The 15,293-nt window shown below is 32.4% G+C and carries 11 protein-coding genes; 3 read left to right on the forward strand and 8 right to left on the reverse strand.

All coding sequences use genetic code 11. From position 1 onward, the window contains the following. Positions 1-43 precede the first annotated feature (43 nt). Together FD18_RS06900 and FD18_RS06905 are read left to right on the forward strand one after the other, a co-directional pair. Complete coding sequence (locus tag FD18_RS06900; protein WP_057719209.1) at positions 44-931, forward strand: DegV family protein; 888 nt, start codon at positions 44-46, stop codon at positions 929-931. A 94-nt stretch (positions 932-1,025) separates the two neighbouring features. Continuing rightward, positions 1,026-2,138, forward strand: a complete 1,113-nt coding sequence (locus FD18_RS06905) for a hypothetical protein (protein WP_057719210.1) — start codon at positions 1,026-1,028, stop codon at positions 2,136-2,138. Between the two features lie 175 nt (positions 2,139-2,313). Here the strand turns inward: FD18_RS06905 and xerS are convergent, their stop codons facing one another. From xerS to parE, 8 genes are all read right to left on the reverse strand, one after another. Continuing rightward, positions 2,314-3,384 carry a tyrosine recombinase XerS gene (xerS, locus tag FD18_RS06910; RefSeq protein ID WP_057719211.1) on the reverse strand — a complete coding sequence of 357 codons (1,071 nt, stop codon included), beginning with the start codon at positions 3,382-3,384 and terminating at the stop codon, positions 2,314-2,316. Positions 3,385-4,543: 1,159 nt separating this feature from the next. Continuing rightward, complete coding sequence (locus FD18_RS06915; RefSeq protein ID WP_057719212.1) at positions 4,544-5,242, reverse strand: YoaK family protein; 699 nt, start codon at positions 5,240-5,242, stop codon at positions 4,544-4,546. A gap of 33 nt (positions 5,243-5,275) precedes the next feature. Further along, positions 5,276-5,863, reverse strand: a complete 588-nt coding sequence (locus FD18_RS06920; protein ID WP_057719213.1) for a peptidylprolyl isomerase — start codon at positions 5,861-5,863, stop codon at positions 5,276-5,278. Positions 5,864-5,923: 60 nt separating this feature from the next. Continuing rightward, the gene (gene recQ, locus FD18_RS06925) at positions 5,924-7,717 is read right to left on the reverse strand and encodes a DNA helicase RecQ (RefSeq protein ID WP_057719214.1); all 1,794 of its coding nucleotides are present in this window, start codon (positions 7,715-7,717) and stop codon (positions 5,924-5,926) included. 72 nt (positions 7,718-7,789) lie between these two features. Beyond that, on the reverse strand, positions 7,790-8,725 hold the full coding sequence (locus FD18_RS06930; RefSeq protein WP_057719215.1) for a manganese-dependent inorganic pyrophosphatase: 936 nt from the start codon (positions 8,723-8,725) through the stop codon (positions 7,790-7,792). Between the two features lie 119 nt (positions 8,726-8,844). Beyond that, positions 8,845-9,798 carry a LysR family transcriptional regulator gene (locus FD18_RS06935; RefSeq protein WP_057719216.1) on the reverse strand — a complete coding sequence of 318 codons (954 nt, stop codon included), beginning with the start codon at positions 9,796-9,798 and terminating at the stop codon, positions 8,845-8,847. A 238-nt stretch (positions 9,799-10,036) separates the two neighbouring features. After that, the gene (parC, locus tag FD18_RS06940) at positions 10,037-12,517 is read right to left on the reverse strand and encodes a DNA topoisomerase IV subunit A (protein WP_057719217.1); all 2,481 of its coding nucleotides are present in this window, start codon (positions 12,515-12,517) and stop codon (positions 10,037-10,039) included. Between the two features lie 16 nt (positions 12,518-12,533). Continuing rightward, complete coding sequence (gene parE, locus FD18_RS06945) at positions 12,534-14,492, reverse strand: DNA topoisomerase IV subunit B (RefSeq protein WP_057719218.1); 1,959 nt, start codon at positions 14,490-14,492, stop codon at positions 12,534-12,536. Between the two features lie 99 nt (positions 14,493-14,591). On the opposite strand from parE, the gene plsY reads away from it, so the two are divergent. After that, the gene (gene plsY, locus FD18_RS06950; protein ID WP_057719219.1) at positions 14,592-15,248 is read left to right on the forward strand and encodes a glycerol-3-phosphate 1-O-acyltransferase PlsY; all 657 of its coding nucleotides are present in this window, start codon (positions 14,592-14,594) and stop codon (positions 15,246-15,248) included. Positions 15,249-15,293: the final 45 nt, after the last annotated feature.

Here is a 15,293-nt window from a genome sequence, read left to right on the forward strand (position 1 = left end):
AACTTAATGCTGCCATTTTAAATTTTAAGGTAGGTTTTCACACGTGAAGATAGCACTTATTACAGATAGTACTAGTGATATAAGCCCAGAAGAAGCCAAGGCCAACGATATTACTGTAGTACCTATTCCAGTTATTATTGGTGATAAACAGTATATGGATGGGGTAGATATGACTGCAGAGAAACTTTTTGAGTTGGAGCGCGATGGAGCACCTTTTCCTAAGACTTCTCAACCTAGCCCAGGTACTATGCTTGAGTTATGCCAAAAATTAAAAGATGAAGGATATGAAGCTATTATTGCTATTCCATTAACATCTGGAATTTCTGGTTTTTATAATAGTTTAGTTACTTTGGCTCATAATCATCCTGAATTTAATTTATATCCTTATGATCCTGCAATGACAGTTCGTTCTATGGGAAATTTAGTACTTGCAGCTGCTAAAATGATCAAAAATGGATGGGAACCTAAGGAAATCTTAGCCAAATTAGACAAAATTAGAGATACAATTGATGTTCTATTTGTTGTAGATGATTTAAATAATCTAGTTCGCGGTGGTCGCTTGAGTAACGCTAGTGCGATTATTGGTACCATGCTTCAAATTAAACCTTTGTTAACCTTTAAAAAAGATGATTATCAAATTGTAAGTTTTGATAAGGTTCGTTCAATGAAGCGAGCTGTTAAAAAGGCTGAAAATATAACTATTGAACGGATTAACAATTCACCAATTAAAGATAACTTAGCATTAACAGTTTACAATTCAAACGATTTAGATCAAGCTACTAAAGTTAAAGATGACTTCCAAGCCGCTTTTCCTAATATGACCATTAAGATGTTCAACTTTAGTTCTGTAATTGCCACATATTTAGGAGAAAAATCTCTAGGCATTACTTGGATGGCAGATATAGATAAAATGGACTTTAGTAAAAAATAATCATATCAAAAATAGGAAGGCTAAAGTTGCTTTCCTATTTTTTTATAAAGATATACACTAAAAAATGTTAAAGATGAGAGTGAACTGTAAATAAATGAAAAGTAAATTTTTAAGGATTTTAGGCTTAGTTGCAGCTGTAGGATTGGGATTAGTAATTGTTTTTCAAGTAATTCTAACAATGAATACAAATACAATAAAAAACTCAAGTCCAGCAACTGTTAATTCAGCAACAAGTAATAGTAGTGATAAAGAGATAATTGCTGAAGCATTAAATACAGACTTTAAAAGCTATAGGTTTAAAGTTAAAAACTCACCTGGTATTCAGGCAACTCGAACTTGGACGGGAGAATATCAAAATGATCCCTTAAAAGCTCAAGCTAAAGTTGATAAAACCTCTATGTGGCTTAATGATGACAAAGTATATCAAAAGATGTGGGATAATACTGGTAGTCCTAAATGGAAAGCTTCATCTACTATGACTCCTAATAAGGTTGTGAGTCAGTTTGATCCTGCTATTATTCTAAGCGGTAGTAAGGCTATTAAAAGTGATATGAAGCTTAAAAAATCAGGCTCTATTTACAAAGTAAGTTACAGCGGCAATAGTTTACGCTTTTGGAATAAAACACATAGTAAGTTGATCAAAAAGCTTAAAGGTAATGCTTCAGGTTTAGACAATGAAGGTGCTCTTAAACAATTAAAGGTTGAGTATACCTTAAAAGAGAAAGGTGGACATTTAGTCTTAACTAGCTTTACATTCTATCTTCACTTTGCTTACGCTGGTTACGACATTTCTCAAGAAGGTACATACACTCAAATTAATGCTATAAAGGTAAGTACCCCAAGTGCATTAAAATCTAAGACTTCAAAGAAGAGTCATCGAGTATATCATCCAAAAGCTGATGATAGTTTTGATATTAATATTGACACAGCAAAAGAAAATAGTCAGTCTAGTCAATCATCTAGTTCAAGCTCAAGTAGTCAGCAATCTAGTTCGACGCAGAGCAGTAAATCTGAAGAACATAAAGATGAAAAACAAGAATCTCAGAGTCAGAGTCAAAGTCAAAGTCAAAGTAGTACACCAGCGCAGTCATCAGACAATAAAGAATCTAATCAACAACCACAACATAATGAGTCACATACCAATAACAACCAACACCAAGGACAAGCACAGAATAATCAACAAGCTTCATCTAGTCAGAGTCATTAGTATTTAGTAATAAAAAGGCTTTGAAATTCCAATTTTTGTGGGTTACTACATTTTGGATAATTTCAAAGCTTTTTTAATTTTCTTTTTTTATAGAATTTCGCATTAATTTAAGGAAAAGATTAGCAATATTCGATTTCGTTCAATTAAACTATTTATTTCTATTATTATAGTTAAATTAATCAGATAGGTTATACTTATTAATTTTATTTAGAGCAGCTTTCTGTTTTTTCTGATCGACATGAGTATATAGGTCGGTAGCCGTTGTTCCTTTTTGCCCCAATTGCTGTGCTACTAAAACTTGGTCTTTGGTTACTTCATATAATTCACTAGCTAGTGTGTGTCGCAGTTTATGCGGAGTAAGAGGTTTTCCAAAAGCAGCTGAATACTTATTGACCATCTTTTCAACGGCATTCGTTGTCATCCGTCTAGTTTTTCCATGCCATCTAGTTAAAAAGAAAGCTACATCTGCTTTTTCAGCGTGATAACGATCAGCACGTATGTCTTTATATTTTTTCAAATAAGGAATAGTCCAATCAGCAATAGGCACACTATCTTTTTGACCGCCTTTTCGTATTACGTCAAGCATAGCATCTTTAAGATTGATATTACGTACATTTACGCCAACACATTCAGAAACTCTAATACCTGTTCCTAGAATCAGTGCAATTATTGCCATATCACGTTCATGATTTTTTTTAAAAGAAGGTAATGATTGTTTATTACATTTGTGTTCATACTCATTTTCGATAAAGTCTAAAAACTTAAACTTTAAATCCCCCATATACATATGTGATTCTAGAACATGAGCTCGATAGTTTAGAGTTTTAGTATCATTTAGTGAGTTTATTTTTAACATTACATTACGATCAAAATATGGCTCGCCCTGGTTATTATCAGACGTAATTGTCAAAAACTTATAGAGAGAACGCAACGCATTGATAGATCTATTAATAGTAGTAGGAGAGTTTAGTCTTCCTTGTTGATTTTTCATATGCTTTAGGTGATGAATATAAAGCATAACATCGTTTCGCTGTAAATTTTCTAAAGTAGACACACTTATTTTCTTGTTGGAAGAAACTGTAGAAATCCTACTTTCTCTTAACCAATCAAAAAAACGTCGAAGTTCAGTTAAATATTGATATGTTGTAGTTAACGAATGAGTAGTACCAAGATTATATTCTTTTACAAATTTTGGCATATTTTCTAATTCTTGATTAATAAGGGATAGGTATCTATTAGTTTCCAATTTTTCGGTCTCCTCGAACGTAGGTTTGTATATATTATATCTTATTTGCCAATTCTTTGCTATTATCCCCTAATCTTGGCAAAGTAGGAGAGAGGGGGACGGAGTATGTGTCGTCGGTAGATAAATACTGAAAAATGATTCTTAGTAAAGTTTTATCATTGGTCTATGAAGATTTTAAGATAAATTTCTCAAAAATAAGTTTAAAAGTCTTAAATAACTATATAATTAAACAATATATAATAATCATTGATGATTTAATACTTTTTTATGTACTGTGCGAATATAAAAAGTAAAATTAGTTTAGTTTTGCTTATACACAAGACTTTAGCTTGTTTTTATTCTCTTATCAGAGAAGGAGAGCCATAATAAAAGTGTATTTTTTCAATTTTACAATAATTTACTGCAATAAATTAATTGATTAGATTGGTAAAAAATTATTCAAGATAGATCATAGCTTACTTAAAATTTCTGATTTTATATAATTATTTACGAAAATTAACTTTTAAAAGTAAAAGACATATAGCTTAAAAAGCTATAATTTCAATAGTATAAGTGTATACCTATCAGTAAAATTATTGTTTTAATGATAGGTACTATTAATGGAATTACTCTTATTTCTAGTAGTAAAATGTAGATTTTATGGACTTTGTTTGTATTCTACGTCCAGGAATTATATAAGCTATTTAGATAACTAAATTTAGTGATAATAAACTTATGGAATATTATGTGATATTGTCGTTTAATTATTAACTTATTAATCAATAGATGATTTAGAAGCTGTAGAATGGCCGTCTCAGTATGTAATTATTGATAGAGAAATTATCATACTCGGTAAAAATAAATTTTAAAAATAATCTATAATACTTAGACTGAACGAAATCAAAATTTTAAATTGTGATTTATAAAAATGCTTCAGTGTATTAAAAAATAAATATAAATCAAACCGTTTGTAAGAAATAAAATTAATAATATCTGTATTTAAGTTAAATTGATGATGGTTAAGTATCTTGGTAGTTTGTTCTCTTCATTTTTATACACTACTTTACATAATATATATTACACGAAGTATATGTAAAGTAATAACCTCTCAATTAAGAATACTTCGCCAATAATAAAAAAAGTTTTGAGAGTTAAACTTTTACTCAAAACTTCATTAAATTTATTTATTTTCTGAAAATTTAAATTTCTTTCGTTTACTTAATGAAAATGTATAAATAATATTAATCACTCCCAAAAGCAAAACTGCAAACCAAATCGTTTTTAAAACAAAAATTTTCTGTAGTAATGCAGACACAATTGCCCCAAAGGCGAAAGCAATTACTAAAAACATATAGTTAACGGCTGCGTTATGCTGAGATTTATCCTCACCAAAGAAATATGCGCTCCAAGCAACTACAGATTTTTTTAAATTACCGGTTGTAAATGCATTATTATAGCCCATACCTTCAATTTTACTAAAGGATGCATTTTGAACAGCTAAGCCAAAAGCAATTACTGGAACCACATAGTAGTTTGGAACACTTTTAGGTACAAATCCTACTCCTAAACAAATAAGTAATATTGGAAATAGACAAAATACTCGCCAATAATTACTTTTTACGTATTTATGGAAAAGACCTACTAATAAAAGACCTAACGTAAATGCAATAAATGTTGTAGCACGGTTTAACATGCCAGCGACATTATGATCAGCCAATGCTGACGCAAAAAAGATAACGTTTCCTGTCTGACCCGCAGATAGAGTGTGTCCCCTTTGAATATATGTGTAAGCATCAATAAATCCAGCTGAAAAGGTTAAAGCAGTTGCTAAAATTCTTGATTCGGATGGACAATATTTATCGTTAAAAAATAGATTCATAAAATTAAATTCTCCCACGTTAATGAATCTAAATTAGTCTTCAATATGAATATCTTTAATAATTACATCTTCCTTTGGCTTATCGGTTGCCTTATCACGCGGAACTTTTGCAATTTCATCAACAACATCCATACCTTTAATTACTTGTCCAAAAACAGTGTGACGGCCATCAAGCCAAGGTGTTCCGCCTTGTTTATATGCTTTAACGACTTCTTTTTGATAGCCTGCTGTATCCATTTCTTTGATCATTCTTTTAGGCACATTCTTATTTTGAACAATAAAAAATTGACTTCCATTAGTATTTGGACCAGAGTTGGCCATTGAAAGTGCTCCACGCATGTTGAATAATTTATTTGAAAATTCATCTTCAAATGGATGACCCCAAATACTTTCACCACCAGTACCATTACCTTTAGGATCTCCACCCTGGATCATGAAGTCACTGATTACACGATGAAAAGTAGTGTCATTATAGTAACCCTTTTTTGCTAAACGAACGAAATTTTCAACAGTCATTGGAGTTTCTTTTTCAAATAATTGGACTTCAATATCTCCATGATTAGTTTGAATAAGAGCTTTGGGGCCTTGTACATTTTCTAAATTTAATTGTGGATATTCCATTTTTATCCTCCTAATTCCATATTACCTTATCTATTTTACCCTTTATTTGTCTATACTTCATTAATCTATCTTTTCTTTTAAGTAATTTCTTATAGCCATAATCATTATCTGACCATATGCTTTTAATTTTGCCTGCCCTACTCCTGAAATATTTAAAAATTCTGATTGTGTTTGTGGCTTCTGTAGTGACATCTCCCTTAGAGATTTATCTGAAAAAATATAAAATGCTGGTATTCCTTGCTTTTTAGCAAGAGATAAACGAATCTCTTTCAGGCGCATGAATAAGTCATTTTCTTTTTCAGCGGAATTAGTAATTCTTTTAGGTATTTTAGTATTCTTAGATGTTTTTTGTATTACTTTCTTTTTATCATCTAGTACGTCCCAGCCTGAATTAGTTACATGTACTACAGGATATTGGCTATCAGTTAGAGTAAGATAATTATGACTGATTAGAAAATTAATAAGATCAATTACTGACTTTTTACTCCGCTTCAAACTATCATAATGCTTCAAATTTTGAGCATGAATTTCATTCATTCTTTGATTCTTTGCCCCAGTAACTACATCAGCAATCACTGTTTTACCAAAGCGACTATCTAGTTCATAAATGGCTGAAATTATATTCTTACTGTCATTGGTAATATCTTTCTCTATGAATGTTCCTAAACAGTTTGAACATTTACCACACGGATTACAATTTTGACCAAAATAGCTAACAATAAACTGTTGCAAGCATTCTGTTGTATTAACATATCTAGTTATCATAGCTAATTTCTGATATTGAATTTTCTTATATTCATCATCTAAATCAGATTGTTCAATGAACCAGCGATATAGTCGAATATCCTTTGGATGATAAATCAGTATTCCTTCACAAGGTTCTCCATCTCGCCCGGCTCTTCCCGCTTCTTGATAGTATGATTCTAAGTTTGGTGTACTATTAGCATGAATAACAAAACGAACATTACTTTTATCAATTCCCATTCCAAAGGCATTTGTAGCAACGATTATTTGAACTTTATCAAATTGAAAAGCATCTTGTACATCGGCCCTTTCTTTATTTGATAAACCTGCATGATAACTAGCAGTTAAAATTCCATTTTGTGCAAGATAATCTGTTAATTCTTCTACGTTTTTCCTTGTACTAGCATAAATAATCCCAGACTGCTTGGAATGCTTTTTGATATAGTCTAAGAGATATAGCTCCGTATTTACCGGATTATCAACTACTTTAAAACTCAAATTTGGTCTGGCAAAAGAAGTAATAACATAGTTTTCTGGTGGGATGTGTAGTTGTTCAGCAATGTCTTTTTGTACTGAAGGTGTAGCTGTCGCAGTTAAAGCCAAAATATTAGGCTTACTTTTAATGGAGTTAACGCCCTCCATTATTTGACGATAGGCAGGTCTAAAATCGTGTCCCCATTGAGAAATACAGTGCGCTTCATCAACTGCCACTAATGAAATATCTAAAAAGTTCAGTTGATAGCGAAAATATTCCATAGCTAAACGTTCAGGAGTAACATATAAAAGTTTTATTTTTCCTTCGTAAGCTTGTCTTAAGATAGGATTAACCTCATCTTGAGGTGTAGCCGAATTTAGAGCAGCAGCGCTGATTCCATTTTGCTTTAATGAATCAATTTGATCCTTCATTAACGAAATTAAAGGTGAAATTACTAAAGTTAAACCTGGATTAACTAAAGCTGGGATTTGATAGCACATTGACTTCCCGGCACCAGTTGGCATTACGGCTAGAATGTTTTTTCTGTTAAGAACCTGATTAATAACTTCTTCTTGCCCTGGTCGAAATGAAGTATAACCAAATACATCTTTTAATACTTCTAGTGATGATTTCATTTTTTCCTACTAAATAAAAAAACAAGTATGAAAGATCATACCTGTCTTCTCTAAAAACACAACTAATAGCTATTAAGCTTCAAAAGCGTTAGTTAAAGGCGGAACAACTTGTTTCTTTCTTGAAACAACACCTGGCAATTTAACTTCTGAATCTGATAATTTAGTATTGAATGCTTTTTCAAATTTAGCTTTTGATTCATCACTACCAACTACTAAAGCTTCAGAATCTGAATCAAGAATATTTGTAATCAAAAGCATAAACATGTCATAGCCTTCACTCTTAGAAGCAGTATCCATAGCCTTTAAGAAAGCATCTTTACGTTCTAGAGCTTCTGGTAAATCAACAACGTTAATTTGAGCTACGCGAACATTACTACCATTCAATTCAAAACTCTTAGCATCTAAGTCAATTAAATCTTCTTCTGACTTATCAGCAATGTTAGTACCAGCTTTGAGCATCTTAAGACCGTATTCCTTGTAGTCTACTCCAGCAATGTTAGCCAAAGCTTCTACAGCTTCTTTATCTTGGTCAGTAGTAGTTGGTGACTTTAAAAGCAAAGTATCTGAAATAATAGCAGATAGCATAATTCCAGCAATATCTTGAGGAATTTCAATTTCTTTTTCGTTGTACATTTGCCACATAATTGTGCTAGTACAACCAACTGGAGCAGCACGGTAGTATAAAGGATCAGCAGTATTAAAATTCATAATACGGTGATGATCCACAACGTGAGTAACTTTAACCTTGTCAATATCAGAAACACTTTGTTGTGGTTCGTTGTGGTCAACAAGCATAACTGCATTAACTTCATTAGAAGCAGTTTTAATTACACGAGGTGCTGTAAAACCAAATTTATTTAAAGCATATTTAGTTTCATCATTAGCTTCACCTAAAGCAACTGCTTCCGTGTCGTAGCCTAATTTGTTTTGTAAGTATGAATATGCAATTGCAGTTCCGATTGCATCGGTATCTGGATTTTGATGACCGAAAATTAACTCTTTTGCCATTTACATTGAGCTCCTTTAAAAATTATATCTATCTAATATTTTAGATTAAATGTTACACTTAAGCAAATCAATCTCACATTAAAAGCATTGCCTTTTTAACAAAAGCAATGCTTCTTAATTTAGATACTTACTTTAACATTTTTTAAACGACTATCGTAGTCTCTTTCGTCAATAAATTTATCCCATTCTTTCAAGAAATTAGCTAATCGAGGTATTTCACTCTTGTTTTTACGATAAATGAAGCAACTTTCAAAATTGGTTTCATCTTTGGTACTTACCGGTGAAAGTGCTATTTCAGCTTGATGAGCCTTGTAGAAGCTCTTTGAAACATAAGTATCATAATCTGTTTGTTCAGCAAATTTTATTAATTGGTAAGGAGAAGTAAACGTTACTGGCGTGCTCAACTTACCATCTACAAACTGACCAGCATAGAAACGATGAACAATTTGTGGTAAATAATAGTCTTTAGGATATGCTACCCATCTATGATGAGTCATCTTATCGAATTTATCTTCAGGATCATGTGTTAAAAAGACAACCGATTCAGAATAGATTTGTTTAGCCATATATTGTTTCATATTCTTAACTGTCGCATTGTGATCTGGCAGATAAAGAACTGCTAAATCTAGCTGATTATTATCTAGCTTGTCCCAAAGTTCTGTTCTATTATAAAAGCCGACATGTAATGTAATATCTGGATATTTTTGATTAAATTCAATTAAAAACTGATCAATTACTCTAGCTTCAACAGTTGATAATATACCTAAAGAAATAGCGCCAGTATCAGATTTAGTATATTGCTGAATACTATCAACTGCATTATTTACCGTTGAAAATAATGCTTTGGCTGTTTCTTCCATCTTTAGTCCAGCATCAGTTAAGTATAATTTCTTTCCCATTTGACCAAATAAGGGTGAGCCAACTGCTCGCTCTAGTTTTTTAATTTGTTGAGTTAAAGCTGGCTGAGTAATTCCTAATATTTGAGCAGCTTGAGTATAGCTCATACTATCAATTAATTGTAGAAAATAACGTAATGATTTTGCGGATAAAACTGCATCAGTATTTGTTTTCATGATTGAATGCCTCTTATATAAATTTGGAATAATATTTAATAAATATAATTTAAAATGTATGTAATTATTCTCTGATAGCCCTGTATAAAAGCTTACTATTCATCCTATACTTCTTATAATAACACCTGTATCTACATAATGAAAATATTTACATAAAATACAAACTATTTTCCTATAATTATTTGTATTATCAAAAAAACTATAAATAGCTTAAAAATACTATTTATAGTTTTGTTATCTAAAACAATTCTTCAGTTTTATCTCTTCCATCTGCTAATGGTCTACCAAGACTTAGTGTTACTGGTGTTCCATCTGTCATTGGGTCTAATACAAATGATCCATTTGAATAGCGATCCCCTAATGGAAATTCAGAAGTATTAATTTCAATATGACGATCACTTGACGTAGTTAGATTGAGAATATGATTTTCACCATAACTACTAATTGCCATAATTCGATGAGGTTTAGATTTAAGTTCACGTAATACTAAAACTCCACGTTTCGCACGTGTGACTTTATTAATTAATTTAAGTTTTAGCTGTTTAAATGCACCACGTTGAGTAATAATCCCAATATTAATTAAATCAACAAATTTAGAATCAGCAAGCACATAATTTACGATATAGTCATCAACTTTTAAATTAACTGATCTAACACCTGCAGCTTTTGAACCAGAAGTAGGAATTTCATTAATATCAAATCTTACTGCATATGCTTGGTTAGTAATTAAAGTGATTTCTTGCTTACTATCTGGTTTAACTTGATCAATTCTTACAACTTTACTGTCATTACTCTTAAGCTTAATAGCAGTAATGGCACGAGACTTATATGTTCTCGTAGGCTGTAAATCAGCTAATGTAACTTGTTTAATATATCCATCATTTGTAGCAATCAAGAAGTTCAAACTTGCATTTAAATCATTAACTTCAAATACACGAATAATTTCTTCATCACTATCAAGTCCAATTTCTTGAGAAAGGTGCTGGCCTGTTTCTTTCCATTTTGTTTCGATTAATTCATGCACGGGACGATAAATTAGATTTCCTTTATTAGTAAAAATATAAAGATTATCCAAAGTAGACATTGTTTTTTCAAAGACAACCTTATCACCAGCAGGCAATCCATTCTCTTCATCATCAGTTGATTGGAATGAGCGAAGAGATGAGCGCTTCAAATACCCGTCCTTGCTTACTAGTACTCGTACATCTTCATCAGCTACAAGAGCTTTTTCATTAATTTCAATTTTAGCTGCTTTAGCAGTGATTTCTGTTCTTCTTGGTGAACCAAATTCTTTCTTTACCGCATTTAATTCTTTAACTACAACTCTTTCAAGAACCTTGTTATCACTTAATATTTCATTGAACTTTTCGATTTTTTTATTTAAATCTGCTTGTTCCTTTTTAAGTTGGTTAACATCAGTATTAGTTAAGCGATATAACTGTAAAGAAACTATAGCTTCCGCTTGGTTAGGAGTGAAATCATACTTAGCAATTAAATTCTTTTTAGCATCTTTTTTATCTTTAGAAGATCTAATAGTCTTAATTACTTGGTCTAGGATATCTAATGCATGAATAAGGCCTTCAACTATTTCTAGACGTTGTTTAGCCTTTTTTAGATCAAATTCTGTTCTCTTAGTTACAACATCTTTCTTATGTGCTAAGTAAGAAGATAAGATACGCTTTAATCCAACTTGTACGGGGGTCATACGGTCAATAGCCACCATATTGAAATTGTATGAAACCTGTAAGTCGGTGTTTTTAAATAGATAGTTTAAAATGTTTTGACTATCTGCACCCTTTTTAAGTTCAATTACAATTGAAAGACCGTGACGATCAGTTTCATCTCTTACTTCTGAAATACCGTCAATTTCTTTATTTAAACGAATTTCGTCAATTTTCTTAACCATCATTGCTTTGTTTACACCGAAAGGTACTTCAGTTACAACGATTTGCTGACGATGACCTTTAATTTCTTGAATTGTAGTCTTAGATCTAACTTGAATTCTTCCACGACCAGTTTCATAGGCCTCTTTAATTCCCTTAGTTCCTAAGACGATACCACCTGTTGGAAAATCAGGTCCCTTAACAAACTTCATTAGCTCATCTGTTGTAGCATCGGGATACTTTAACAAATAAACTGCTGCATCAATTACTTCAGCCAGATTATGTGGCGGAATTTCAGTAGCATATCCTGCGGAAATACCAGTTGAACCATTAACTAATAAATTAGGAAAATGCGCTGGTAAAACAGTAGGTTCGTATTCAGTATCATCGAAATTCAAGATCATTTGAACTGTTTCTTTATCAATATCTTGAAGTAGCAAATTAGAAATTTTGCTTAATCGAGATTCTGTATAACGCATAGCTGCTGGACCATCCCCATCCATTGATCCATTATTACCATGCATTTCAATTAATGGTTCACGCATCTTCCAATCTTGAGACAAGTGAACTAAAGCACCATAAATAGAACTATCACCATGAGGGTGAAAATTACCCATGACATTTCCGACAGCTTTAGCAGCTTTTTTATATGGTTTGTCATATGTATTATTATCTTTATACATCGCATAAAGAATACGACGCTGAACCGGTTTTAAACCGTCTCGAATATCAGGAAGGGCACGTTCTTGAATGATATATTTCGAATATCGTCCAAAACGTTCTCCCATAACTTCTTCAAGAGGTAATTCTCTAATTCTTTCTGTTGTTTTTGACATTTAAAAATCTAACCTCTTAATCTCTACTTGTTTCTAGAATGGAGCCGTCTTCACCCATACGGAACTTAACATTTTCATCAATCCATTTTCTTCTAGGAGCCACTTTATCTCCCATTAAGGTTGTTACACGCTTTTCAGCAAGTTGAGCATCGTCAATCTTAACTCTAATTAATGTACGAGTTTCTGGATTCATGGTTGTTTCCCACAATTGATCAGCATTCATTTCACCCAAACCTTTGAAACGCTGCAGAGCAAAACCTTTACCCATGTCTTTAGAGTCTTCGCTCAATTCTTCATCAGTCCAAGCATACTTAATCTTAGCTTTTGCTCCATTACCCTTTTGTAATTTGTATAAAGGAGGTAGAGCAATATATACCCGACCTGCTTCAACCATTGGACGCATATATCTATAAAAGAAAGTTAAAAGTAAAATTTGGATATGGGCACCATCGGTATCTGCGTCTGTCATAATGATAATCTTGTCATAATTGGCATCTTTAATTTGAAAATCTGAACCAACACCAGCGCCAATTGTATGAATCATAGTATTAATTTCTTCATTTTTGAAGATGTCCTGCAACTTAGCTTTTTGCGTATTCAAAACTTTACCACGTAAAGGTAAGATAGCTTGGAATTTTCTATCTCTTCCTTGCTTGGCAGAACCACCGGCTGAGTCCCCTTCGACTAAGAATAATTCGTTTTTCTTTGGATTACGTGACTGAGCAGGAGTTAATTTTCCAGAAAGGATTTCCTTCTTACGTCTCTTCTTTCCAGTTCTACTCTCATCTCTTGCTTTTTTAGCGGCTTCCCGTGCATCCCTAGCTTTTTGTGCTTTTTGAACTAGACTTTGTGCAAATTCTCCGTTTTCCATTAAGTAGTAAGAAAGTTGTTCATAAACAATACTATCTACCACACTTCTAGCTTGAGGAGTTCCTAGCTTACCTTTAGTCTGTCCTTCAAACTCTAGTAATTCTTCAGGAATTTTAACAGATAGAACCGCACTTAGTCCTTCTCGATAGTCGCTACCTTCTAATCCTTTGTCTTTATTCTTAAGAAGTCCTTGCTTTTTAGCATAATCATTAAAAGCCTTGGTAAATCCACTTCTAGCACCAGCCTCATGACTACCACCGTCAGCAGTACGAACATTATTTACAAATGAAACAAAGTTTTCTGAATAGCCATCATTATATTGACCAGAAAATTCTACTTCAATGCCATTTTGTTTTCCAGAAAAGTAGAAAACATCCCCCATTGTATCCTTATCTTCATTTAGGTAGGACACAAAAGACTTAATCCCATCTTCATAAAGAAATTCATCATGATGTTCAGGATCACGTTCGTCAGTTAAAGTAAACTTAACGCCCTTTAGTAAAAATGCTGATTCACGAATTCTTTCTTGAATTGTTTCATAATTATAAGTAGTCGTTGAAAAAATAGTTGCATCAGGTTTAAACGTAATGGTTGTCCCATTCTTATCTTTGGTCTTGCCTAAATGCTTAAGTGTTCCAATTGGATGACCACCATTTTCAAATTCTTCTTCGTATGCTTGACCATCCCTAACAACTCTTACTTTTAAATATGAGGATAAAGCATTTACAACAGAAGAGCCTACGCCGTGTAATCCACCTGAAGTTTGATAATTTTTCTCAGTAAATTTACCACCTGCGTGTAAAACAGTAAGGATAACCTCAATAGTGGGGATTCCTGATGCGTGCATCCCTGTTGGCATTCCACGCCCAAAATCTTGAACTGTAACAGAATTGTCTTTATGAATAGTTACATTAATTTCTTTACCATAACCAGCCATTGCTTCGTCAACAGAATTATCGACGATTTCATAAACTAATTGATTCAAACCATGACGATCAGTTGAACCGATATACATTCCTGGACGTTTTCTTACTGCTTCTAGTCCATGAAGAATCTGAATCGAAGAATCATCATATGAACTGGTAGTTTTATTTGTTTTAGCCAAATAAATGCCTCCATTTTTAACAGACGATCAAAATCAACCCCACAGCTATTATAATCTTTGTTAAAATAGCTTTAGATTCTAAATGGGGTTGAAAAGTGAATGTCTACGTTGAATTATTTACTAATTTTTATTTTAGCATACTTAATAGGGTCCTTTCCTACAGGTGTGTTAATGGGAAAAATATTTTTTCATGAAGATATAAGAAATTTCGGATCAGGAAACATTGGAACTACTAATTCATTTAGAGTAATGGGACCAATAGCTGGTAGTGTAGTTTTAATTATTGACGTATTAAAAGGAACACTTGCTACTGACTTGCCATTAATTTTCCATTTAAAGGGTCCAAAATATTTATTACTAGTTGCCGGAGCCTGTGCTATTTTAGGTCATACATTCTCAATCTTCCTAAAGTTTAAGGGAGGAAAAGCGGTAGCCACTAGTGCAGGAGTATTTCTAGGCTATAGTTTAAAATTCTTTGGACTTTGTGCTGTAGTATTTTTACCAATGCTGTTTATTACTTCTTATGTAAGCTTATCTAGCTTAATCTCAATAGTAATAATTTTTATCTGTTCTTTTTGGTTTCATGATATTTTCCTCACGACCATTACTGGGATTATGATGATTTTACTTTTTGTAAGACACCGTTCTAACATTAAGCGTTTGATTAACCATCAAGAAAACATTGTTCCTTTTGGACTATGGTATTGGTACAAGAAGTCTCATGGCTTACTAAAAAAGAATGCTAAAAATAAATAATCAGAACAAAAGACTGTTAAGGTTAATCCTTGAACAGTCTTTTTT

Origin of the sequence: Lactobacillus taiwanensis DSM 21401 (assembly GCF_001436695.1) — a bacterium.
GTDB classification, from domain to species: domain Bacteria; phylum Bacillota; class Bacilli; order Lactobacillales; family Lactobacillaceae; genus Lactobacillus; species Lactobacillus taiwanensis.

Excerpts from the sequence above, each read along its gene's own strand:
- FD18_RS06905 (WP_057719210.1), top strand. The coding sequence starts at position 1,026 with ATGAAAAGTAAATTTTTAAGGATTTTAGGCTTAGTTGCAGCTGTAGGA.
- FD18_RS06915 (WP_057719212.1), bottom strand. The coding sequence starts at position 5,242 with ATGAATCTATTTTTTAACGATAAATATTGTCCATCCGAATCAAGAATT.
- FD18_RS06920 (WP_057719213.1), bottom strand. The coding sequence starts at position 5,863 with ATGGAATATCCACAATTAAATTTAGAAAATGTACAAGGCCCCAAAGCT.
- recQ (WP_057719214.1), bottom strand. The coding sequence starts at position 7,717 with ATGAAATCATCACTAGAAGTATTAAAAGATGTATTTGGTTATACTTCA.
- FD18_RS06930 (WP_057719215.1), bottom strand. The coding sequence starts at position 8,725 with ATGGCAAAAGAGTTAATTTTCGGTCATCAAAATCCAGATACCGATGCA.
- FD18_RS06935 (WP_057719216.1), bottom strand. The coding sequence starts at position 9,798 with ATGAAAACAAATACTGATGCAGTTTTATCCGCAAAATCATTACGTTAT.
- parC (WP_057719217.1), bottom strand. The coding sequence starts at position 12,517 with ATGTCAAAAACAACAGAAAGAATTAGAGAATTACCTCTTGAAGAAGTT.
- plsY (WP_057719219.1), top strand. The coding sequence starts at position 14,592 with ATGTCTACGTTGAATTATTTACTAATTTTTATTTTAGCATACTTAATA.